General features: G+C 50.4%; 2 tRNA genes and 2 rRNA genes. All 4 read left to right on the top strand.

Going from position 1 to position 1,537, the window contains the following annotated elements:
* A 16S ribosomal RNA gene (locus ACESQ2_RS28385) occupies window positions 1–402 on the top strand; the annotation flags it as partial.
* A 71-nt stretch (window positions 403–473) separates the two neighbouring features.
* Window positions 474–550 (top strand) — tRNA-Ile (locus tag ACESQ2_RS28380).
* A 107-nt stretch (window positions 551–657) separates the two neighbouring features.
* Window positions 658–733 (top strand) — tRNA-Ala (locus ACESQ2_RS28375).
* A gap of 178 nt (window positions 734–911) precedes the next feature.
* Window positions 912–1,537 (top strand): 23S ribosomal RNA (locus ACESQ2_RS28370); the annotation flags it as partial.

The raw sequence follows: 1,537 nt of genomic DNA, 5'->3' as shown, positions 1-1,537 counted from the left end.
CGGGAACTCAAAGGAGACTGCCAGTGATAAACTGGAGGAAGGTGGGGATGACGTCAAGTCATCATGGCCCTTACGAGTAGGGCTACACACGTGCTACAATGGCATATACAAAGAGAAGCGACCTCGCGAGAGCAAGCGGACCTCATAAAGTATGTCGTAGTCCGGATTGGAGTCTGCAACTCGACTCCATGAAGTCGGAATCGCTAGTAATCGTGGATCAGAATGCCACGGTGAATACGTTCCCGGGCCTTGTACACACCGCCCGTCACACCATGGGAGTGGGTTGCAAAAGAAGTAGGTAGCTTAACCTTCGGGAGGGCGCTTACCACTTTGTGATTCATGACTGGGGTGAAGTCGTAACAAGGTAACCGTAGGGGAACCTGCGGTTGGATCACCTCCTTACCTTAAAGAACCTGCCTTTGTAGTGCTCACACAGATTGTCTGATGAAAATGTAGCAGTAAAAAATCTCTGCAGGCTTGTAGCTCAGGTGGTTAGAGCGCACCCCTGATAAGGGTGAGGTCGGTGGTTCAAGTCCACTCAGGCCTACCAAATTTCTGCTGATGCTGCGTTGCGGCGACACTCACATACTTTAAGTATGCTTCGTGTCACCACGCCTTGCCTCAACAGAAATTAAGGTTGATGAGATTAACTACGATGGGGCTATAGCTCAGCTGGGAGAGCGCCTGCTTTGCACGCAGGAGGTCTGCGGTTCGATCCCGCATAGCTCCACCATCTTTACTGCACAACACAAGAAAACTTCAGAGTGTACCTGAAAAGGTTCACTGCGAAGTTTTGCTCTTTAAAAATCTGGATCAAGCTGAAAATTGAAACGACACACTGTTTAAGTGTGTTCGAGTCTCTCAAATTTTCGCGACACGACGATGTTTTACGAAACATCTTCGGGTTGTGAGGTTAAGCGACTAAGCGTACACGGTGGATGCCCTGGCAGTCAGAGGCGATGAAGGACGTGCTAATCTGCGAAAAGCGTCGGTAAGGTGATATGAACCGTTACAGCCGGCGATGTCCGAATGGGGAAACCCAGTGCAATTCGTTGCACTATCGTTAACTGAATACATAGGTTAACGAGGCGAACCGGGGGAACTGAAACATCTAAGTACCCCGAGGAAAAGAAATCAACCGAGATTCCCCCAGTAGCGGCGAGCGAACGGGGAGCAGCCCGGAGTCTGAATCAGCTTGTGTGTTAGTGGAAGCGTCTGGAAAGTCGCAGGGTACAGGGTGATACTCCCGTACACTAAAACGCACAGGTTGTGAACTCGAAGAGTAGGGCGGGACACGTGGTATCCTGTCTGAATATGGGGGGACCATCCTCCAAGGCTAAATACTCCTGACTGACCGATAGTGAACCAGTACCGTGAGGGAAAGGCGAAAAGAACCCCGGCGAGGGGAGTGAAAAAGAACCTGAAACCGTGTACGTACAAGCAGTAGGAGCCCACTTGTTGGGTGACTGCGTACCTTTTGTATAATGGGTCAGCGACTTATATTCTGTAGCAAGGTTAACCGTATAGGGGAGCCGCA

Source organism: Klebsiella sp. Q11 (genome assembly GCF_964241505.1).
Lineage (GTDB): Bacteria > Pseudomonadota > Gammaproteobacteria > Enterobacterales > Enterobacteriaceae > Klebsiella > Klebsiella michiganensis.
Note: the sequence above shows the minus strand (reverse complement) of the source record. Positions and strands in the feature narration are given on the sequence as shown.